The following is a 19,329-nucleotide window of genomic DNA, read 5'->3' as shown; positions in this document are numbered from 1 at the left end:
CCGGTGTCTCGTCTGGGGGCGGGGTGTGGGCGAGCAGGGTTCCGCCGAGGAAGGCGATGGCGGGCCAGCCGGCGACGAGGATGCGGAGCCAGGCGGGTACGTCGTCGAGGTCGAGCAGTCCGGCGGTGGCGATGTTGGCGCCGAGCGAGGCGATCAGTGCGGTGAGGAACCAGCACCAGCCCGAGGCGGTGGCGTGACCGGAGCGCAGGCGGCGCCAGGCAGCGACGAGCAGCAGGTCAACGGAGACGGGGTAGGCCCAGGCTTTCCAGCCGTGTTGTCCGGCGGCTTCGGCCAGGTCGTGCAGGTGGGCGAAGGACAGGGCACCGGCGATCACCGCTTGGATCAGCACGGCGTCGATCCGGGCGAGGTGGCGGCGCATCGCGGGACCTCCTTTCGGTTTGTGGCATGGCGGGGGTAGGGACTTGGCGCGTGGCGCCGGGACTGCTGGGGATGCGGGTCAGCCGGTGACGGGGCGCGGCTTGGTCAAGGGCACGGCCGGTCGGGCCGGGTGCGCGGGTACGTCGGGCCGGAAGGGGGCCAGCGCGGGGACGTGGGGCACCAGGTCGGCGGTGTCCTGGCGGACGACGGCGGCGTCAGCGAGGGAGAGGTACGGGGTGCGGATGCGGGTCCAGCCGCCGGAGGTGTCACCGGCGACGGCGAGGCCGGGGCGCTCGGGGGGCGATGGAGCAGGCAGCGTCGACGGCTTCCGGCGCGATGTCGCCGAGCGCCATCTTGGCCGAGGCTTCGTCGTTCACCCGGTGGCAGACCCGGCCGGAGAGCTGGGCGCGCAGCATGGTGGCTCCTTTGCCGAGTTCCGCGCCGAAGCGCTGGCCGCAGACTTCCAGGTAGATGCCGGCGGCCCGGCCGAGCTGGGCGAGGCGGATCAGTTGGGTGACCATCTCGTCCCGTCGTTCCTCGTCCTTCCTGGTGACGGTGAGGAACAGTTCCGCCACCTCGTCGACGAACAGCACAATCGGCACCGGGCGTTGGCTCTCCGGGAGCCCCCATATGTCGGAGGTGATGTCTTCGTCCGGGGTGCTGGGCGCGATGCCCTGCCGCTGCTTGATCAGGTCGTAGCGGTTCTCCATCTCGGTGACGAGCACGGGCAGCAGCTCGGCTGCCTCGTCGGGGTCGGTGGCCAGGGCGGACAGCCGTGGTGCGAAGGGGGCGAGTTCGACGCCGCGCTTGCAGTCGATCCCGGCCAGCGCGACCGGCTGCGGGGCAAGGCCGGTTATGAGGTTGCGCAGGTACATGGACTTGCCGGACAGGGTTGCGCCGAGGGTGAGTTGGTGCGGGATCGTCAGGTAGTCGCGGACGAAGGGGAGCGCGTCTTCGCGGAGCGCGACCGGCACGCGCAGGGGGTCGGGCGCGGTCGGCTTGGGCATCCGGACCTGGGCCAGTACGTCGTAGCCGACCAGGCGCAGTTCCACCACGCCCGGTTTGACCGGCGTGACGTGCACGGCGTGGACGCCCCAGGCATGGCGCAGTCTTTCGGCGGAGGCGGCGACATCGGCCGGTTCCTGCCCCGGGGCGAGCCGCAGCCGTAACCGCAGGCCGGTGGTGGTCGGCCGGATCAGTCCCCGGCGGGGTGGAACGGGGCGTATCTCGCGGCGGGTGGTGGCGTAGGTGGCCAGGACGCGGAGGCGGGAGGGGGCGACGGTGAGGCCGCAGGAGTCCATGACCGAGCCGTAGGAGGTCAGCAGCCGGAGCACCGACAGCGGCAGGCCGAGGGTGTTCCAGTACAGGGCCGGGTGTCGGGTGCGGGCCCAGGCAGCCCCGCCGCCGAGTGCGACGAGGGGGCCACCCAGTTCCAGCAGTGTCAGCAGGTCGGACACGTCAGGCTCCCGCGTCGGCCATGGCGGGGACGGCACCGGCGGTGACGGCGGCAGCCCGGAAGGCGATGCCGTGACGCTGCTGCCCGTTGAACACCGACTCCCACGGCCGGGCGACCAGGCCCGGCAGCGAGACCGGCGCCCCGAGCGCCAAGCCGTCGGTGACGCCGCTTTCCGGAACGGTGACGTGAATCAGCGAGGACTCTCCTTCGTCGATGAAGACGACGCCGACCTTCATCAGCGCCTCACCGCTCACGGCGTCCTTGGCGATCTCACCGGTCTGCCGGTCGCGCACCTTCGGCTCGGGGGCTTCGGTCAGGAGGATCGTTGCGGTGGAGGTCTCAACTCGGATGGAACGCACGGGATGTGTCTCCTCAGGGGTCAGCTCACCCGCTGCATCTAGTCGTCTAGACAAGTTGCAGCGGAGGAGAGAGGTCGAGTGGAACGCGAACCACTGTGCCATACGTCTTGCCCACTCGTCTATACGAGTATGCCTGTTGGTGTGTACGAGTTGAGCGAAGCAGCCCGCCCTCGACGATCCGTCAGCACCTCTCCGTCCCGGCCTGTCAGGTGGCGGGGAGGTGGTAGTTCAGGACGTAGGCGTCTGCGGCCATCACCGTGTCGCAGACCTCGACCGCGCGGCCTTTGGTGTCGAAGGCGGTGCGGATGAGGTGGATGACGGGCACGCCGGAGGCCAGGCGGAGTGTCTTGATCTCCAGCGGCGAGGGCATGCGCGCCCGGATCTCCTCGTCGAAGTGGTCGAGCTTGTGGCCGAGTTCTTCGAGCCGGGCGTAGATGCCGCCGGGGCCCGGGTTGGGCTGGGCGATCGGGGTGTCCCGGGCCAGGTCCAGCGGGAGGTAGGAGGTGGCGAACTCGACCGGGCGGCCGTCCAGCAGATAGCGGCGGCGACGGGCGAGTACGCGCCGCGGGGCGCCGAGGCGGGCGGAGATGTCCGGGGTCGGTCGCTCCTCCTTGACCTCCAGGTTGTCGACCTCGGGGCGGCTGCCGGCGGCTTCCGCCTCCACAGTGAAGGCCGACTTTCCCTGCTCGCGGTGGCGCCGGGCGAACCGGTCAGAGGCCAGACGCCGGACGGGCGGGCGGGGCCGGACGAAGACGCCCTTGCCGTGTTCGGAGGAGACCAGGCCCTCACTCTGGAGCATCGACAGCGCATTGCGCACAGTCATGCGGGAGACGCCGAAGTGCTCGACCAACTCCGATTCCGAGGGGAGCTTGGCCCCTTCGGCGAAGCGTCCCTTGTCGATGGCCTCTCGCAGTTGGTCGGCGATCTGCCGGAACACGGCCCGGTCACTGGTCGGGTCCAGTGAGCCGAGCGTGCCCGAAGGGAGAGCGGCCATGGGTACTCCTTTAGATATCTAGACGAGAGGCTATGTGTGGTTGCTACGGTGGAGAGCCTAGCCAGCCGAACGGATCAAGGAAGCCCAGACGTGACGACAGCCGAGCGCCCACACTCCGTGAGCGTCGCCGGGGTGATCGTGGACGACCACGGCCGCGCCCTGCTGATCAAGCGACGCGACAACGGGCACTGGGAGCCGCCCGGCGGTGTGGTCGAGCCCGGCGAGACCCTTCCCGACGCCCTCCAGCGCGAGGTTCTGGAGGAGACCGGAATCAAGATCGCCCTTCCGGCGACCCTGACCGGCGTCTACAAGAACATGACGGGCCTGATCGTCTCCCTCGTCTTCCGCTGCCAGGCCATCGACGGCCAGCCCACCACCGGCGACGAGACCAAGGCCCTGCGCTGGGTCACCCGCGATCAGGTCGGTGAGCTGGCGAACGAGGCGTACGCGATCCGCGTACTCGACGCCCTGGACGCGGTATCGCCGCCGGCCATCCGCGCGCACGACGGCGTGAAACTCGTCTAGCACCAATCCACTGTCCACTGCGGCCACCAGCACGGGAGCACTTGTATGGATGAGTATACGAGCAGGGTGCGGGTCTGGGAACTCCTCTGTCCAGGAATCCCCGAAGAGGTGGCCCGTGCCCGCCGCTGGACCCGCGACATCCTCACCGACTGCCCCTGCGCCGACGACGCCGCGTTGATCGTCACTGAGCTGGGCGCCAACGCCGTCACCCACACCACAAGCCCCGACTTCCGCGTCACCATCCACCGCACTCACCAAGGCGTCACTCTCACCGTCACCGACCGAGGCGACAGCGCCAGCGGCCCCCACCTGACGCAGTCGGCGCCCGACGACACCCACGGCCGCGGACTGGCCATCGTCGCCATGCTCACCACCGAACTGGCCGTCGCCCGCCACGCTCACGGCCACACCGTCACCGCCCACCTCGCAGAGCGCCAGGCACAGCGGGTGAACGACAAGGGAGCCGCATGCTGACCGCCCCGCCCCCGCGGATCGCGCCAAGTTGCTGGGCCGAAGCCTTGGCCTACCTCCCTGCGGAACACCGCACCATCCCCCTCGGATCACGGCAGGCCACCACACCCCGTCTCGCACTGCGCTGGTTACGCCACCGCGCCGCACACATCGCTGACCAGCTCGACCCGTGGGAGGCCGGGCCCGTTCGGCACTGGCTGCACGACCACGCAGAGCACGAGCACGCGTTGGCCGTCCTCACCCGCGGCGGCAGCTACACGTTTACCGCGTTCGACGACAGCGCCCGCTACCTCCTCACCGCCGGCCCCGCACACCCCCAAGGACACTGACCATGACCCAGCCCACCGAACCGGCCGACGAGAACGAGATCCTGTACCGGTACGAGATCACCACCGCCATGAACAGCGTCATCCGCGCCTGTCAAGAAATCGTCCACCGCCACAGCAGCCTCAACAACTGGGCACCCGCAGGCACCAGCGACCCCATGGCACCCACACACCGCGAACTCATCGAAAAAGCCCGCAAAGACGTCCTCAACCGCCTCCACCTCGTCGTCCAAGCAGCAGAGACCGTCGCCTACGAAATCGAACGCCACCGCCAACGCGTAGCCCATAACCGCAACAGGGCACGCAACAGCGACAGCGACCAGGGTGAGTAACAACTTTCTCTACGTCTTCAAGGCCCGCGCACGGCGCGGGCGCGCGCCGCCTTTGCGGCGCGGCCTGCCTCCTGTCTGCGCCCCGGCTGGCCGCGCCCGGCGGCGCGCTGCGTGCATGCGGGCAAGGGCGGGACATCACCCGCGGGCACAAGATGATGCCTCCGGCGGGGGATCGGCCGGCACCGGGATGGAGGGGGCGCCGTTCCCGGCTGCGGGCGCATGGGTGGCGAGGGTTGTGGGCTCCCATCCCGTCCACCGTCGACCCAGGCAGAGCCGAGCAGACGCGGCCCATGGCGTCCAGGTCGTTCGTACAGTGGCGCGCTCCACCTGGACGCCATGAACCACGCCCGCTCCACGGTGTGTGGGTCGACGGCGGACGGGATGGGAGCTGGGGACGAGGCAGTTGCGGTGAGTTCGAACGGCTGGACCAGTGCGTGGGCGAAAAAGACCACCTGCCAGTCAACTAGATCCCGGCAGACCCTTCATTTCGACGGACATACTCTTGATAAATTACACGAATATCAAAGCCTGGCTCTTTCATTGCATCACGCATTTTATTGAATGCATTGTCAGAATAGCCGTCAATTCGCGTCTTGTTGTGAAATCTCTGAATATGACAGGATTCATCTTCATCAATCTTTAGGTGCCAGCGGAGAGCGGCCGCGTGCCCCGTACTCAGCTTTAGCTTCTCTCCGAGCTTTCCGCGGGTCCAGTGGTACTTCTTCCAAGGATCCTCGGTCCTCACAGCCGCCGCCGCCTCATCCCCTCCGGCCCAACGCACTGGAGCACCACCCCGCTTGGTGAAATGCACAGTAACATTGATCCCCTCCCCCGTGACCTCCGTCCCAATCGTGGAAAGGTTAGGGATCAACTCGGCCGGCTCCACTCCTCGCTTAATTCCGCCCTCAACCCGGTCGATATCCCGCTCACTGATCTGAAGATCATCGACCTCAAGAGCTTGAAGGGCCAGCAAGGTACGAATTCTCCCGCGAGCTTCTGCACCGTGGCGCTTGCCGGGTTGCAGGAGCTCTCGCACTTGCGTAAATTCCTCATCGATAAGAGTCTGAATATGCTTTGGCGGGAGGGTCGATACCGGCAAAACTCGATCCGGCAGATGCTTAGCCAATGACTCACCAAACGCACGCTGCAGAAGCTCATCAAAGAGCGTAACAGCAGCACGCATACACGTGTAGAGAATACCTTCTGAAACGACGCCGTACCAGTGCTGCTCTGCATCTCTAAGTTTGGCAATCATCCGAAGATATCCTGCTTCTTGCTCAGAGACGCCGAGTTTTTCGGCGCAAAGGTTGATGCATTTATCGAAGCCGAAGCTCATGTCGGCATTGCGATCAAATATGTCGACCTTGCGCTGCACAAGCGCACCTTTTAGCAGCATTTCAAAGCAGTGCTGGGCCGACATGAGTGTCACGGTTGTACGGCTCGCGGAAGCCTGAGGAGAATTAAATGCCGTAACAGCATTAGTCAAGGATGCCAGCGCCTTATCCTTGAGGATGCGAGATTCACGGCGCAGTCTCATCGGCTTCTACCTTTCGCGTTCACGGGGCCCTCCCCCAGAGGGCGACCACGTAGAACCGACCATATCCACTTGTGGCTGTTATGTGAAGACGATTTCGCAAGTGAGCCCTCGGATGGGGTCGCGTGTTCCAGCAAGCAGGCGCCAGCAGCTGCGCGTCTTTGGCGTGATCGCTGACAGGAGGGCGTGTCCACGGCCGGGCGCGGTGGGAGCCGTTCGCTGCGTATGACCGGCTCGCGGGATTTAGCGACTAATCGGGAATCGGGAATACCCCGCCCACATTTTATCCAAGAGTGTGAGTCAGCTTTTCTCCCGGTGCGAACTTGTACCGTTCAGGATCGCAGTGGCGATCAGCCCGAGCCCCTTGGCCATTCGTACAGGAACAGCATTCCCGATCTGCCGCTCAATTGACCCGTAATTACCGTGGAACTCGTAACCCACCGGAAAAGTCTGAAACGTAGCCGCCTCGCGAAGCGTCAATCCGCGGTTCTCAGAAGGGTGAATAAATGTTCCGCACGCAGGCGTTGTGCACCGAGTCGTCATAGTGGGAGCTGGATCATCCAACCTGACCCTGCCATACGAGGAGCTCGCGTTCCTCGAAGTCAATCGCTTGTGACAGTCCAACTGATGCTCTTCTGGAAGGTCGAATCGATTGCCGCCAACTGGGATAGCGGCGATCCGCGCCTCAACGACAATCGAACTCTTCCGATGAACATTCAAAGGATCCCCCGCGCGAGAGTAACGCGCGAGATGTGCCAGTGCCTGCCCAGCTGTCTTCGGAGATTTTCGGAAACTAGGAGGCAACAATTCGAGAAGGTTTTCGACGGGCACAAAGGCAACATCGTCCCTGACGGCAAAACAGATGAACCGCTTTCGACGCTGGGGAACCCCAAATGCGGCCGCGTCCAGTGTGGCCGTCTTGAGCTGGTACCCAGCCCCATCAAGCATCCGGTGCAGCTCCGGAAGGCGGCGGTCGCGAGCCAGTCCAGGGACGTTTTCGAGCAGAACAATCCTTGGCCTCATGGCCTCAACGAAGCGGTAGGTATCCAAGACCAGGTCGTTCCGCTGCTCATCAACCAGCCCCTTGGCCAGAGACGAGAACCCTTGGCATGGTGGGCACGCCTTGAGTAGATCGAGCTCCCCTGCCGCGACGCCCGACGCCGCAAGCAGCACCCGAGGCTCTACAGTACGGATGTCCTGGGCGAAGAGAGACACTTTGGGATGATTCCTGCGGTAGGTTTCGGCCGCTTCCAGGTCGTTCTCCACGGCGGCGAGCATCGCGAAGCCCGCATCCCTCAGGCCTCGCGTTGCGCCCCCCGCCCCAGCAAACAGATCCACGGCGCTGTACGTGGGCATGGCGCGATCTTAGTCCTTAAGGCCCCGGAGATGTCAGGGCGATCTTTTGACAACCCATCAGCTATGCTTAGCTGGCCGGAACTTGACACATCGGGGGTGGGTAAGTGACGAACGTAGGCCCAGAACAACCGGAGACCCAGGGGCTGTTCCCAGCACTGCCGAGGCAGACAGACGGCCACCACGACGCTCGGGCGAAGACCACGTCCGCTAGCGGCGACAACACCGGACCGTACCGCATGCGGATCAGCAGGCTGACGGTCGACAAGCTCGGCATCAAGCTGTACGACCGCGTTTCGGCGGTCCTCGCAGAGATCATCGCCAACGCCTACGACGCAGATGCTACGGAAGTCAAGGTCCGCCTTCCGTTCGGCACTTGGCTCGCCGCGCAGCCCGGCAAGCCGGCAGTGGCGCAGTACGAAGTCACCGTCGAGGACAACGGCCATGGGATGACCTCTGAGGAGGTGAACACCCACTACTTGCTCGTTGGCTCTGACCGACGCGGACGGTTCGGTAAGGACACGTCCAAGGGCAAGAGCCGGCGAGTCATGGGGAGGAAGGGAATCGGAAAACTAGCTCCGTTCGGAATCTGCCGAACCGTGGAGGTGATCACCGCAGGAGGCGCACCGACCGAGCAGGGATACCGCGTTTCCCACATCAAGCTGCATCTTGATGCCATGATGTTCGACTCGGAGGATGATTATATTCCTGAGGTAGGACACCTCGACGGTACTTTTCGCGATGAGCACGGCACCAGCATCCGACTCAGCGACTTCAACCGCAAGCTGGTCCCCAAAGGGGAAGAACTACATCGGCAACTCTGCGCCCGGTTTGGCATTAGGCGCGACGACTGGGATGTCGAGGTATTCAATACTCGCGAGAGCGACGCCCTCCCAGGTCTTAAATCAGAGTCGTTCCGTCTTGGCGAGTTGAGTATTGACCTTCAGGAGGACACAAAGGTCACCTTTGATCGAACTCCAATTGCTCCAGAAGATTCGGATCCACTTCCGGTTTCAGGCTGGCTCGCCTTCGCAAAGGACCCGTATAAAGACGAGGTGATGGCTGGTGTCCGCATCTATGCTCGCGGAAAGATTGTCGCCACCACTCGGGACTTCGGAGCCACATCCGGATTCACTGGTGAGTGGAGTGTCAGGTCCTACTTAACGGGTGAGATTCATGTCGAGTGGTTGGACGAAGCCGAAGACCTAGTTCGCTCCGACCGACAAGACATCATCTGGACGTCCGACCTAGGCCAAGCCCTGCAGAGTTGGGGCTCGAAGCAGGTCAAGGATCTAGCCAAACGCGGAAGGTCCTCGGTCCAGCGGCGCACACGACAAGTCTTCGAGCAGGCTGCAGATCTCGATTCCCGACTGCAAGCAGAAGCTCCAGGTGATCCGCAGTACCGCAATTCGGTCAAGGAGGCGTTTCGCCTGCTCGTGGCTGACAGCGATCGTGAAGCGGCGTCGGATCCGCAGCGAGTCGAACGCTACCTGGAGCTATCGAAGAACATTGCGCCGCACAAAGAACTCCTAGATACGCTGCACCAGGTGTCCAAGGAGGTGGACAGCCCCCTAGATATCGTGCTGGCTCTATTCCAGAAGGCTAGGGTTGCCGAGTTCTATGCCCTTGGCCAGGTAGCCCAAGAGCGAGTAGAAGTTGTCACCAGACTCCGTCAGCTGATTTCGGATGGTACGACACTCGAACGCCCTCTCCAGGAACTCATCGAGAAGGCACCGTGGCTGCTGGCCCCGGAATGGACTCCCCTGGGGATGAACGACGCACTCGACCGGGTCCGCAACAGCTTCGAGACGTGGTATTTCAAGAAGTCCAATCAACTTATCGCGACTAGCACCATTCGCAACCCGGTAAAGCGCCCAGACTTCGTCCTGCTAAACGGGCCCCGCGGGACCATCTGGGTAGTCGAGATCAAGCGAATCGATTACTACTTGACGGACGACGAATTCACCAGGGCCGTCGACTACCTTGAGAGTTTGGAAGAGTTCCTCGACGATACTCCAGAGTTTGGGGCGTATTTCCCCATCCGAAGGCTCACTTTCATCGTCGACCACGTCGATCGACTAAGCCGGACTAACCGTAGGCTCCTCAAGGAGAGCCTCAACGTCGAACGCCGCAGCTGGTACGACCTACTGGAGCAGACAGACCAAGCTCATCAGGACTTCCTACGTAAAGTGGACCAGCTTCGGCGCGATCCAGGGGCACTCGACTCCTAGCCGAGAGGCGTCCAGGCCGCTGCCCTTGCCCGACGGAGCCACCGGGCCCATGGACCACCCGTGGACGCAGCTCGGTGCATACGAGCCGCTTGGCCTCATGACCTGTTGGTTTATCGGGACATGAAGCCCCCTCCGGAGCCGTGTGCCATTCCGCTCGACGCGGGAGAGCTGGCCGGCGACAATCCGACACCGTCGCTGAGGCCGATGGGGGTGCAGCGAGACACACGCTCGCCTGGCCGGTCGACGCACCCGCCGCTGTGGCTGACTGTCGTCGGCTGAGGTTCGTGCCACAACCGTGCCAGATGCAGGGGCCAGTCACGGTCAAACCCGGTGGCACGCGGGCAAGTAATCACCCGCTCCCTCAGCCGACGAAGCCGCAGCTGAGCCCGCAGATCACCCAGCCGCTCTCCTAAAGCGGGTGTCGCAGGTTCGAATCCTGCCGGGGGCACCAGCGCAAATGCCCCGGACCGATCATGGTCCGGGGCGCTTCTGACGGCTCCGTTCGACGGCAGTGACCTCGCGGGCGGCCGCGCGGCGCCGCCTGCGAGGCCGTCCGGGGGCAGTAGTCGATCTCAAGAATCCGCTTGCGCTCAGGTTGTGTCTTCTTGCTGCTGCCAGGCGCGGGGCCAGGTGCCGGATGGTGGTGGGGGCCTGAGATGCCCAGGTCACGCCGTGCGAGAGCGTAGAAGTCGTCACGGGCCCGGCTCATCTGTCCGACTACTTTGTCCCAGCCGGCGGGGTCGTCCTTGAGGCCGCGGGCGTAGAGTTCGACGTTCCACACGGCTTCGTGCCACGTGCGGGCCGCCGCTATGGTCTCGGCGTCCCCGACCAGTAGCACCGTTTCCCACTCGGCCGCGCGCCGCGCCTCGGCCTCGGCGAGCTGAGGTAGGCCGCTTTCCGGGTCCAGCGGGTCCACGGCGTGTTGGAACCCCCTCGCGGCTCCGATGCGCTGGGCGATGTTGATCTGATGCTTCAGGCAGTTCGCATAGGAGGCGTAGGAGGCGTAGGTGTCCAGTCTCTTCTGGTCCCAGCGTTCGGCTCTTGCGCGCCGCAACCGGTTCCGTTCCGTGAGGCTGGTCGCCACGTAGGATCCGACGGCTCCCACGACAACCCCGGCCAGAGCCGGCAGTTGCTCCCACAACGTTGAACCCCCTTGGCTGCAGCGGGCAGTCGGGGACACAGTGCCGTACGCGGCGGCTCCGACGGTAGGCGGCGTGCCCGGGATCCGCTGTCGTGCGGTGGGCGCCCACCCGGCGAAAGTCCTCGCCGCGGCACGCAGACGTTCATGTTCGTGTAGGTGGACGAGGGCATGCGGCCGGTCGGGCGCCGAGCAGCCGAGCAGCCGAGCAGCCGAGCAGCCGAGCAGCCGAGCAGCCGAGCAGCCGAGCAGCCGAGCAGGGTCAACTTCGGTCAAGTGTGGGGGTGTTGTGGGCGTTCACCGGGTGAACAGATCTGATTACGAGGGGCGGAAGCGGGGTAGGTGCGGCAGCTAGCCGTCGGTGCGAAGACGAAGAGGGTCGGTCAGTGTCAGCCTCAGCGCCCGCGTTCAGGGACCACGCCGACTTCGCCGCGTACGTCGAGAGGTACGGCCCGCGTCTCCTGCTGTGGATCTGGGACAGGGCGGAGGGGGAACCGGGCCGGCAGGTCTCCTGTGCGGAGTTCGGTTCCTCGCAGAGCATTCCCGTGAGCGCGGTCCGGGCCGTCGTCGAGCATCTCGGTGCCGAGGAGTTGATCGACTTTCGCAGCGGGCCCGGCACGGACGCAGGCGCTCCCGTGGTGACGCTCCGGGCCGCCGGGGCGGAGCGGGCTCGCCGGCTGCAGGCGCTGCGCGCGAACTCGGTCCAGCGGGGCCGCCACGCGACGCGTGCCGTGCTGCACTGGATCCACGCCAACCCGCACCGGCAGCCGCTGCGGATCAGCGGGTTCCTCGATTCGCCGGACGTCTTCTTCCTGGGGGAGCCGCTGTCCCGGAGCGAGGTCGCCCGGGCCCTCACCTATCTCGCCGAGGAGGAGCTGATCACCTGCGAGGGGCCGCCGTTCCACAACAACATCGGCTCGCACGTGGCGCTCACCTCGCAGGGCGTGAGCGCCGTGCTCAGCGGCTCCTCGGACATCGTCGCGTACGTGGCGCAGCAGCGCGAGCGCCGTCGGCCCGCCCAGCACACCCACATAGAGGCCGGGACGATCGGGCACATCACGCAGGGCGACTCCGAGCACCACGTGCGCAACAGCGTCGAGGTGCACACCGCGCTGACGCCAGCGGAACTCGCCCGTCTCATCGAGGAGTTGGCGCCGGGGCTGCATCTCGCCCCGGAGGCCCGCGCGGCTCTGCTGCGCAGCGCGGCCGCCCTGGCGCGCGGCGGCAACGGCGGTGGCGGCGACGACGGCAATGGCGACGACGGCGACGACGGCCCCGGGCCGGACCGGCAGCGTGGGCTGATGGAGAGCATGCGGCGCCTGCTGGGTGGCGCGCCCGACACGGTCGGCAGACAGCTGCTGCTCGACGCCGTCGGCCAGGCGCTGGGGAGGCTGCTCGGAAGCTGAGCCGCCAGGAGCACACGGAACGACAACGTCACCGAAGACATCGACAGAACGGGGGAAAGGGCGATGCGGAGGCCCTTATACGCGCGGGACCCCCTCCTGCGCGCGTTGGTGCCCCGTCTGGTCGGCCTGGCAGCCGACCGGCGGGAACTCGTTCCTCAGGAACACCGCGGCGACCTTCCCGTGACGCTGCTGACCGGCCGCCACGGTATGGGCAGGACGGCGGCCCTGGACTTCCTGGAGAGGGCCTACCGCGGGCGCGTTCCGGTCGGCAGGGTTGATGCCGCGCGGATCGATCAGGGCCGGTGGTCAGGTTCCACGGCGGCCAACACTTCGGCCGTGGTGGAGGTGCTGGAGCACCTGGTGTGCCGGCTGGCGCCCGTGGTGCCGGGTGCCTGCCGGTTCCGGTTCTCCCGCCTGCTGCCCGGGCTGTTCGCCGTGTCCAGCTGGCATCGCGGCAACGAGGTCGAGCAGTCGCTGGCCCGCGACCGGATCGCGCGTCTCCTCACGGCCTGCGGTCTTGAGAAGAGCACGGAGGACGGCGGCCAGTGGACGTACGACGTCAGCGAGCGTCTCGCCGACCCGGACAGGCTCCGGCACGATCTGGCTCCTGTCACCGAGGCGGTCGTCCAGCAGTACTTCGGCCGGCACACCCGCAGCCGCGACGAACGGGCCGTGCGCCGGTGGTACCAGAGCCGTTTCCCGGGCTCCGAGAGCGGGGAAGCCGCCCTGATCCGGCTGAGTCTGCGCTTCCACCAGGGCGGCGACTTCCAGCGGGCGGTCGAGCACACTCTGGTCGCCGCGTTCCTCGAGGACCTCACCGACGCCTACAACTGGTGGCACCGGGTCAACCGGACGCCCCGCCCCCTTGTCCTGCTGGACAACACGCACGCCGCCGCCGGGCAGCGTGTGCTCGACCTGCTGCTCGAACACCGTGCCGGGTCCGGATCCGGGTCCGGCGCCCGCGACCCGCTGGTGGTCGTCGCGACCCGGCTGGGCGGAGGCGGGGACCTCTACCCGGACGCGACACGGCGGGAGTTGCCCGAGCTCGTCCACGCCTCCGGCTGGGAGCGCGCCGTCCCCGGCTCACCGTCCGCGGGCCTGCTCGTGGTCCCACTGACACCGTTGACCCGCGACGACCTGCTGCTGATGCTCGACGCGGCGGAGGGCCCGCTCCCCCGCCACCTGCCGTCAGCGCTGCATGCCCTGACCCGGGGCCACCCGCAGGGCAGCAGGGCGCTGTGCGAGGCGGTCGTACGGGCCAGTGGGCGAGGCGCGGTCGAACTGGAGAAGCTGCTCGACCTGCCGGCCGAGGAGGGACGACGGGTCTCCGAGGTGCTGCTGGAGCAGCTGGTGCCGCAGCCACAGCCGCGCGCTCACCTGGTACCGCTTGCCCTGGCCCGCGACCGGGCGGCCGCGCAGGCGCTCGTACCGGTGTCCGCTTCGGCCGGCGGCGGTCTCCCGGGCCCCGGGGTCTCGTCCGCCGCCCGGTTCCTGGAGGAGGAGCTGTGGACGACCGGGTCGGACGGGGCCACGGCCGCCGCCACGGGCTTCGTCCCCGACCCTTTCCTGCGCGCCCTGCTGATCCATGAGGCCCGTGCGACCTCCGCGGCGGCCCCGCCGGGACGTCGCTGGGACGATCTGCACGCTCTCCTGCGCGAGCACCACACGGCGCGGGGCCCCGGACACGAGGCGGACGTCCTCCGGCACACCCTGGCGGTGGGAGACGCGGAGGCGGTCGTAAGCGCGCTGACCGGGTACTTCGGCGTCTGGGACGCGGGCCGCTGGCTGGACGCTCTCCGGTACACCGCTGAGGCGCCCCGGCCCCCTTCGGACGGGTGGACCGACGAGCGCGCCGAGATCGCGCGCGGCGCCCACGACCACCGCCACGCCGAGACCGACGACGTACGCAGGTCCGTCAACAGGCTGCTGCACGCGCTCTGGTACCTCTCCGAGACCTACGCGGAACCCCTGCCCGACCTGTGCGACGACCTCGGCTCGGAGCTGACGTTCCTGTCGATGCGGCACCCCTCCGGGCGTGCCGTGCTCAGCGAGGCCGCCCGGGCCTGGCCGGCCGCGGCGCGCGAGCGTAGACCCTACCCGAGGTACGGCTCTGCCCTGGACGAGGAGTGAGGACTGTGCTGAACCACTTCAGGACCCGTGCTTGGGGGCCGGCCGACAAGGCGGTCGTCCTCGCGGTGGGCGTCGTACTGCTCGCGGCGGTCGCCTTTGTCGTCGTACGGCTGCTTCCCGAGAGGTGCGGCGGCGGACTGGAGGCAGCCGGGGGCGAGTGTGTGGGAGTGACCGCCGGAGTCCTGCCGGGCGAGCCGGAGTTGGAGGGTCTGATACGCGGCGTGGCGGAGGAGAACGCCCGGGTGGAGAGGAGCTGGACCCATCCGGAGAACGGGCAGCCGCGCATCCCGTACGTGCGGGTCGCCCTCATGATGCCGTTCACCTCCGACGCCTCCAGCACCATGAGCACGGAACAGATCGCCCGCGCGCTCGCAGGCGCGCACGCCGCCCAGCTTCGGGCCAACGCCCAGGCGGGTCCGCGCTACCAGTTGCTGCTGGCCCACAACGGGAAGAACCTGGAGCACTGGGAGCCCGTGGTGGACCGGCTCGCCGGGACGGTCGACGACGAGGCGCCGCTGGTAGGCGTGTTCGGCATGCCGAGCAGCACTCCGGACACACTCGCCGCGGCCGAGGCTCTCTCCGAGCACCGGATCCCGGCGATCGGTCCCATCCTCACCTCGACCACCATGGAGGCCGGCTACCTCTTCAAGACGTCCCCGTCCAACACGCTCTACGCCGAGGCGCTGCGGGAGTACCTCGCCGAGAACCCCGGGAACGGTACGGGCTTCCTCGTCTCGGACCGGAGGGAGCAGGACAGCTACTCCACCGACCTCCGGGACGTCTTCCTGGCGTACTTCGGCAAGGAGTACGGGCTCAAGCAGCGGCAGGCGTCCTACCTGGGGCTGACCGGCGACGACGAGGGCGTCCCCCAGCGCTTCTCCGACGTGGCCCGCAGCATCTGCCTGACAAGAGCGGAGACGGTCTTCTTCGCGGGACGCGATCACGATCTGCCCCACCTGGTCGACCGGCTGGCGAGCGAACCCTCCTGCGACCACGGGAAACCGACGCGCATCCTGAAGGTGGGGATCGGTATGGATCCCGAGTCCACGACGGTGGAGATCACCGAGCAGCTGAAGGAGGCCCGCATCACCCTCGTGAACGCCGCCTCCGTCGACACCCGGTCATGGGCGGCGGACAAGCAACTCCCCGCCGGGCCGCGCGGCTTCCTGAAGCAGTTCGAGAAGTTGCGGGAGAAACTGCGGAACGACCCGGAACACACGCAGCCGTGGGGGAGCAAGCCTCTGGACGACGGCTACGCGGTCATGTACTACGACGCCTTCACGGTGCTCTCCCAGGCCACCGGCCGAGCTTACGACGACATCAACGGCGGCGGGAAGGCGGCGGAGGGAGCGGCGGCGAACAACGGGGCCCCGGCCCTGCCGAGGCATGCCGACGTCTACAACACGATGGTCAACATGAACATCCTCGGCACCCGCTCCGGGGCGAGCTGTGTCAACTGCGTACGCGGGGCGAGCGGCACCTTCGGCTTCGACGAGTCGCCGGACACACGGAAGTGGGCGGTCTGCAAGCCGGTGCCCGTCAGCGAGTACCCGGAGCCGGACCCCGATGCGAAGACCAGGGCGGCCGGCGTCTACCGCAGCTTCGAGGAGATCTTCGACGGCTCGTGCCCCTGACGGGACGTCGGTCGCCTCGGGGACGACTCCCCCGGTGACCACCCGGGCGGGGCGGCCCCGCGAGTTCACGACTGCCGCCGGCCCGGGTTCGCCGCCGGTTCCGGGGTGGGGGGTGGGGTGAGTTTGGCGGTGGTGATGAAGGAGGTCACCACGGCGACGATCACCAGGGGCATGACGGTGATCCCCTGGGTGCCGATCAGGAGTGTGGCGAGGAGGACGGAGACCAGGGGGAGTTTCAGCATGGCGGCGCTCATCGCGCCCACGCCCATGGCAAAGCCCGCGACGAGGGTGAGGCCCGGCAGGTGGGAGAGGAGGATGCCGCCCGCCGCTCCGAGGAACATCGCCGGGAAGATCGGGCCGCCCCTGAAGGCGCTGAGGGAGACGGTGTAGGCCAGGCCCTTGCAGAGGAGCAGGAGCAGCAGCGCCGCCACCGAGTAGGCGGCGCTGTCGGTGAGGAACGGGTCCAGCGCGGTCTCCCCCGAGTAGAGGACGTCGGTGGCCGCTTCGCCGGTGGACTGGGCGTAGCCGATGGCGAGGCCCGCCACGATCAGGCCCATGGCCACCGTGGCCGTCACGCGTCGCCTTTCGACGTGTGTCCGGAGGCGGGTGGCGAGTCGTCGGATGCCGGCGCCCGCGACGGCGGCGGACACGCCGATGAGCACGGCCCAGCCGAACTCCGTGAGGGTGGGGTCGGCGGCGTCGGGGACGCTGTGGAGCGCGAGGGAGTAGGTGCCCAGGCCGGTCCAGTGGCCGAGGCCGACGAAGATGAGTGCGCCGATGCCGGATGCGAGGAGGCCGGGGACGAGGACGAGTGCCAGCATCGGCCCGGCCAGTCCCGAGGCTTCCATGAGGAGGAAGGCTCCGAGGAGGGGTGATCCGAGCAGGGAGCTGACGGCTGCGAAGCTGCCGGCGGCGCCGAGGACCGTGATGGCCTGCTGCGGCGGGTCCCGCCTGACCATGCGGACGGCGCCGGCGGCGAGTCCGGCGCCGAGCGCCAGGAGAGGGGCCTCGGGGCCGAGGACCGCGCCGAAGCAGAGTGTCGCCAGAGCGGCGAGGAGGATGCCGGGAAGGTGGGCGGGGGCGGGCGGCCCGGTGGTCTTGAAGCCTTCCGAGGGTTCGTGGCCGCCGTTTCCCGGGAGGTGCTGGATCGTCAGGCCTACCAGCAGTCCGCCCAGTGCGAGGAGCGGCAGAGGCCACCACGGCGGTGTTCCGTCGAACCCCAGGGAGCGGGGGAGGTCGGTGTAGAGGAGGGGTTGGACCTCGCCGACCAGTGCGAGGAAGCCGAACGCCACCGCCGACACCGGCACGCCGATCAGCGCGGACATCAGGAGGAGCACGAGGTAGGAGCGGCTTCGGAGGAGTGTCAGCGGGTCGGGAGGAAACGCGGGGTCGGACCCGCCACGGGTGACCGCCATCCGCGCTTCCTCCTCGCGACCCGGACCGCGCCGTCGTGTGCACGCGGCGTGTGTGGCCGAGGGTGGCACGCCACCGGGCCGCTGGCCTCGCAACATGCCCGGGTGGGTGGCTCCGGCGCGTCACCTTCCGCCGATCGGACGGCGATCGGACGGTGATGGGTCGGCGGCCGGGGCCGGGAGTGGGGCGTCAGGCGTTGGGGCGCTTGCCGTGGTTGGCGGCCTTCTTCTTACGGGCGCGGCGCTTGTTTCCTCGCTTGGACATAGCGGTCTTCTCCCATCTTTTCGGCTCGAATTGCTGCTTCAGTGTATAGAGGGGGCTGGTGGTCGGCATGTGGTGACGGTGGGGCCGGTCGGCCGGTTCACGGGAGGGTGCCGAGGAGAATCAGGAGGAGCAGACCGGCGATGATCAGGCAGGAGAGGAGCTGAACGGCCAGGGACTCCTCGATCCGGCGCCGACGGCGTTTCATCGGTTGTCCTTCGTGTCGTCGGTGAACGCCCAGCGGAGCAGGTCGGCGGCGAGGGCCACGCCGAGCGCGTACTCCAGCTCGGGGTTCGGGTCGGTCCAGGTCTGGCCGATGGCGTCCTCGTGCGGTCCGTCGTGGCCGGCCGGGAGCGCGCACGGCAGGCGGGACGCCACCAGCGGCGACGTCTGCAACGCGGGCGGGCGCCGGCGGCCGCACGGCTCGGCGGGGACGCGAACGCGCGGGCTCACCGCGCGGCTCCCCGCGCCAGCGCCCACGGGCCGCGCCGGGTGCCGGACAGCGACACCCAGCGGGGTGCCGGCGGCGGCTCGGCGGGGACGTAGGGGCGCACGAGGCGGGACGCGTCGCCGTCCAGCGGCCCGGTGTGGTCCGGACGCGATCCGGCCGGCCAGCCGGAACGGGCGACAAGCAGGCGGCGACTCAGCACGCGGGCCTCCCCGGACGGCCCGGGCGGGGGCGGTCGGGAGTTGTCATCGGCCCGCCTCCGCAGGGCCGTACCCGAAGTACTGGGCGACTTCGGCGATCGGCTGTGCGAGGGCGTGCGCGTGAGGCAGCGTCAGCGCCGCGCCGCTCGGCTCGCTCCAAGGCGGAGTGTCCCAGCGCACGCCGTGGGACGGCGGAAGCGCCACCCATCGGTCCGGGCCCGATCGGACTTCCGCGACGCCTCCGGTGTGGTGCAGGACCGTGCCGGTGCCCGCCTGGACAAGAAGCGTGGCGGTGCTGTCCGTGACCATGCAGGGCACCGGCCCGGTCCGGTCGAGCCGCACCATCACGGCCATGCCGAACTCCCGTGGCAGCACGACGGCGTCGAACGGCACGGTCGGGGCGACCACGCACGCGCCCGGCGCACCGGCGAACTCGTCGCGGAGACGGGCTACTTCGACTCCCGTCACCCAGGAGGTGGCCGGGTGCACCCCCGGGGTGCGGCACTCACCGTCGCCGCAGGTGCATCCGCGCCGGGGGAGGTGTCTGTGGCCTGGTGCGACCGGCCAGCCCAGACGCGCCGTGTAGGCGGTGGCGTGCGCCACCACGTCGCCGGCCGGGAGGGGCGCCTTCACCCGCTCGTCCATCATCGTGATCACCTGTGTGCTCAGAGTCATGATGAGGGAAGAGTGGCGGAGTTGCGGCCTCACGACCCCTCAGATTCCTAGGGGTGGATCCGGGG

Annotated in this window: 18 protein-coding genes, 1 tRNA gene and 1 pseudogene; 9 read left to right on the top strand and 11 right to left on the bottom strand. The window is 67.8% G+C overall.

The annotated features are described in order from the left end of the window. The 4 genes and pseudogenes from GL263_RS06100 to GL263_RS06085 all read right to left on the bottom strand — a co-directional run. On the bottom strand, positions 1 to 379 hold a 379-nt coding region (locus tag GL263_RS06100), incomplete at its 3' end, for a DUF2637 domain-containing protein (RefSeq protein WP_182854544.1). A gap of 78 nt (positions 380 to 457) precedes the next feature. Then, positions 458 to 1,835, bottom strand: a pseudogene (locus tag GL263_RS06095) (FtsK/SpoIIIE domain-containing protein). A gap of 1 nt (position 1,836) precedes the next feature. Then, positions 1,837 to 2,193 carry an SCO3933 family regulatory protein gene (locus tag GL263_RS06090; protein WP_182854543.1) on the bottom strand — a complete coding sequence of 119 codons (357 nt, stop codon included), beginning with the start codon at positions 2,191 to 2,193 and terminating at the stop codon, positions 1,837 to 1,839. Positions 2,194 to 2,398: 205 nt separating this feature from the next. Next, complete coding sequence (locus GL263_RS06085) at positions 2,399 to 3,187, bottom strand: GntR family transcriptional regulator (protein WP_028427199.1); 789 nt, start codon at positions 3,185 to 3,187, stop codon at positions 2,399 to 2,401. A 117-nt stretch (positions 3,188 to 3,304) separates the two neighbouring features. Between GL263_RS06085 and GL263_RS06080 the strand changes: the two genes are divergently transcribed. Genes GL263_RS06080 through GL263_RS06065 form a run of 4 tightly spaced genes read left to right on the top strand, consistent with a single transcriptional unit; the run spans position 3,305 to position 4,841 of the window. Next, a complete protein-coding gene (locus GL263_RS06080) occupies positions 3,305 to 3,712 on the top strand; it encodes an NUDIX hydrolase (RefSeq protein WP_182854546.1) in 408 nt (135 codons plus the stop codon). A 45-nt stretch (positions 3,713 to 3,757) separates the two neighbouring features. Then, a complete protein-coding gene (locus GL263_RS06075; RefSeq protein ID WP_182854542.1) occupies positions 3,758 to 4,186 on the top strand; it encodes an ATP-binding protein in 429 nt (142 codons plus the stop codon). Beyond that, positions 4,180 to 4,512: a hypothetical protein gene (locus GL263_RS06070; protein ID WP_182854541.1), complete on the top strand. Its 333-nt coding sequence runs from the start codon at positions 4,180 to 4,182 to the stop codon at positions 4,510 to 4,512. The genes GL263_RS06075 and GL263_RS06070 overlap by 7 nt, the downstream gene beginning before the upstream one ends. A 2-nt stretch (positions 4,513 to 4,514) precedes the next feature. Beyond that, positions 4,515 to 4,841, top strand: a complete 327-nt coding sequence (locus tag GL263_RS06065; RefSeq protein WP_182854540.1) for a hypothetical protein — start codon at positions 4,515 to 4,517, stop codon at positions 4,839 to 4,841. Positions 4,842 to 5,304: 463 nt separating this feature from the next. Here the strand turns inward: GL263_RS06065 and GL263_RS06060 are convergent, their stop codons facing one another. Next, on the bottom strand, positions 5,305 to 6,378 hold the full coding sequence (locus tag GL263_RS06060; protein ID WP_182854539.1) for a DUF3644 domain-containing protein: 1,074 nt from the start codon (positions 6,376 to 6,378) through the stop codon (positions 5,305 to 5,307). 297 nt (positions 6,379 to 6,675) lie between these two features. After that, a complete protein-coding gene (locus GL263_RS06055) occupies positions 6,676 to 7,731 on the bottom strand; it encodes a DNA cytosine methyltransferase (protein ID WP_182854538.1) in 1,056 nt (351 codons plus the stop codon). 104 nt (positions 7,732 to 7,835) lie between these two features. Between GL263_RS06055 and GL263_RS06050 the strand changes: the two genes are divergently transcribed. From GL263_RS06050 to GL263_RS06030, 5 genes are all read left to right on the top strand, one after another. Beyond that, the gene (locus GL263_RS06050) at positions 7,836 to 9,959 is read left to right on the top strand and encodes an ATP-binding protein (RefSeq protein ID WP_182854537.1); all 2,124 of its coding nucleotides are present in this window, start codon (positions 7,836 to 7,838) and stop codon (positions 9,957 to 9,959) included. Positions 9,960 to 10,332: 373 nt separating this feature from the next. Beyond that, a tRNA-Arg gene (locus GL263_RS06045) sits at positions 10,333 to 10,410 on the top strand. Positions 10,411 to 11,483: 1,073 nt separating this feature from the next. Beyond that, positions 11,484 to 12,503, top strand: a complete 1,020-nt coding sequence (locus tag GL263_RS06040; RefSeq protein ID WP_182854536.1) for a hypothetical protein — start codon at positions 11,484 to 11,486, stop codon at positions 12,501 to 12,503. A 63-nt stretch (positions 12,504 to 12,566) separates the two neighbouring features. After that, positions 12,567 to 14,633 (top strand): ATP-binding protein, encoded by a 2,067-nt coding sequence (locus GL263_RS06035; protein ID WP_182854535.1) that lies wholly within the window; start codon positions 12,567 to 12,569, stop codon positions 14,631 to 14,633. Between the two features lie 5 nt (positions 14,634 to 14,638). Then, complete coding sequence (locus tag GL263_RS06030) at positions 14,639 to 16,267, top strand: ABC transporter substrate-binding protein (protein WP_323379267.1); 1,629 nt, start codon at positions 14,639 to 14,641, stop codon at positions 16,265 to 16,267. A 65-nt stretch (positions 16,268 to 16,332) separates the two neighbouring features. Here the strand turns inward: GL263_RS06030 and GL263_RS06025 are convergent, their stop codons facing one another. The 5 genes from GL263_RS06025 to GL263_RS06005 all read right to left on the bottom strand — a co-directional run bounded on the left by GL263_RS06025 (position 16,333) and on the right by GL263_RS06005 (position 19,264). Next, positions 16,333 to 17,682 carry a chloride channel protein gene (locus GL263_RS06025; protein WP_182854534.1) on the bottom strand — a complete coding sequence of 450 codons (1,350 nt, stop codon included), beginning with the start codon at positions 17,680 to 17,682 and terminating at the stop codon, positions 16,333 to 16,335. A gap of 187 nt (positions 17,683 to 17,869) precedes the next feature. Beyond that, complete coding sequence (locus GL263_RS29210; protein ID WP_438873728.1) at positions 17,870 to 17,944, bottom strand: 50S ribosomal protein bL37; 75 nt, start codon at positions 17,942 to 17,944, stop codon at positions 17,870 to 17,872. A 201-nt stretch (positions 17,945 to 18,145) separates the two neighbouring features. Beyond that, positions 18,146 to 18,394: a hypothetical protein gene (locus GL263_RS06015; protein ID WP_182854532.1), complete on the bottom strand. Its 249-nt coding sequence runs from the start codon at positions 18,392 to 18,394 to the stop codon at positions 18,146 to 18,148. Next, positions 18,391 to 18,591, bottom strand: a complete 201-nt coding sequence (locus GL263_RS06010; protein WP_182854531.1) for a hypothetical protein — start codon at positions 18,589 to 18,591, stop codon at positions 18,391 to 18,393. The genes GL263_RS06015 and GL263_RS06010 overlap by 4 nt, the downstream gene beginning before the upstream one ends. Positions 18,592 to 18,634: 43 nt before the next feature. Next, positions 18,635 to 19,264 carry a hypothetical protein gene (locus tag GL263_RS06005; RefSeq protein ID WP_182854530.1) on the bottom strand — a complete coding sequence of 210 codons (630 nt, stop codon included), beginning with the start codon at positions 19,262 to 19,264 and terminating at the stop codon, positions 18,635 to 18,637. Positions 19,265 to 19,329 lie beyond the last annotated feature (65 nt).

It is taken from the genome of Streptomyces durbertensis, from assembly GCF_014156695.1.
In the GTDB taxonomy this organism is placed as follows: domain Bacteria; phylum Actinomycetota; class Actinomycetes; order Streptomycetales; family Streptomycetaceae; genus Streptomyces; species Streptomyces durbertensis.
This window is presented reverse-complemented; position numbering and strand designations above follow the sequence as displayed.

Bases quoted from the DNA above. Each gene is read 5' to 3' on its own strand.
- GL263_RS06085 (WP_028427199.1), bottom strand. From the start codon at position 3,187: ATGGCCGCTCTCCCTTCGGGCACGCTCGGCTCACTGGACCCGACCAGT.
- GL263_RS06075 (WP_182854542.1), top strand. From the start codon at position 3,758: ATGGATGAGTATACGAGCAGGGTGCGGGTCTGGGAACTCCTCTGTCCA.
- GL263_RS06070 (WP_182854541.1), top strand. From the start codon at position 4,180: ATGCTGACCGCCCCGCCCCCGCGGATCGCGCCAAGTTGCTGGGCCGAA.
- GL263_RS06065 (WP_182854540.1), top strand. From the start codon at position 4,515: ATGACCCAGCCCACCGAACCGGCCGACGAGAACGAGATCCTGTACCGG.
- GL263_RS06060 (WP_182854539.1), bottom strand. From the start codon at position 6,378: ATGAGACTGCGCCGTGAATCTCGCATCCTCAAGGATAAGGCGCTGGCA.
- GL263_RS06055 (WP_182854538.1), bottom strand. From the start codon at position 7,731: ATGCCCACGTACAGCGCCGTGGATCTGTTTGCTGGGGCGGGGGGCGCA.
- GL263_RS06035 (WP_182854535.1), top strand. From the start codon at position 12,567: ATGCGGAGGCCCTTATACGCGCGGGACCCCCTCCTGCGCGCGTTGGTG.
- GL263_RS06025 (WP_182854534.1), bottom strand. From the start codon at position 17,682: ATGGCGGTCACCCGTGGCGGGTCCGACCCCGCGTTTCCTCCCGACCCG.
- GL263_RS06005 (WP_182854530.1), bottom strand. From the start codon at position 19,264: ATGACTCTGAGCACACAGGTGATCACGATGATGGACGAGCGGGTGAAG.